This window comes from Deltaproteobacteria bacterium CG11_big_fil_rev_8_21_14_0_20_42_23 (genome assembly GCA_002796345.1).
Taxonomy (GTDB): domain Bacteria; phylum UBA10199; class UBA10199; order 2-02-FULL-44-16; family 2-02-FULL-44-16; genus 1-14-0-20-42-23.
Genome location: PCXC01000007.1, coordinates 1 through 544, shown reverse-complemented (window position 1 = coordinate 544; position 544 = coordinate 1). Strand labels below are relative to the sequence as shown.

The window sequence follows — 544 nt, the reverse complement described above, 5'->3', positions numbered from 1 at the left end:
ATTTCACTTTGTTTTCTCTCATTGATGGCGCAGTTGAGTTCGGTCGTCGCCACTCCAAAACTGTTGTCAACGTCTTCGCTAAGTAAGCGCGTGAAAACTGATACTGCACCAGCAGGTTTCCCTGTGGTATACCTTTTAGCATGTCTAAAATGTCCTCAATCCAGTTGTTACCCATAGATCATTTAGAGCCAAATCCTTTCCAACCAAGAAATAAACTTTCTGAAGATGATATTCGAGAGTTGTCTGATTCAATCACTCAATATGGGATCCTTGAGCCCCTCGTAGTTGCCCACACACCAGCTGGATATCAGCTAATTGCGGGTGAACGCAGATGGAGAGCCGCAAGACTCGCAGGTCTTACAGAAGTGCCCGTCATCATAAAAGAGACAACTCCAAAGGAAATGCTCGAGATGGCCATCATCGAGAACGTGCAAAGAACAGATCTGACCGCTATCGAGCGCGCTTTAGCTTTTCAACAACTTCAGAGGGAATTTAATTTTAGTATTGCAGATGTTTCCAAGAGAATTAGTAAGTCGGCTTCCTA

Annotated in this window: 1 protein-coding gene; it reads left to right on the top strand. The window is 44.3% G+C overall.

Going from position 1 to position 544, the window contains the following annotated elements; translation table 11 throughout:
• Positions 1-140: 140 nt before the first annotated feature.
• Positions 141-544, top strand: a 404-nt coding sequence (locus tag COV43_00540; protein PIR26617.1) for a hypothetical protein, incomplete at its 3' end; no start/stop codon positions are given.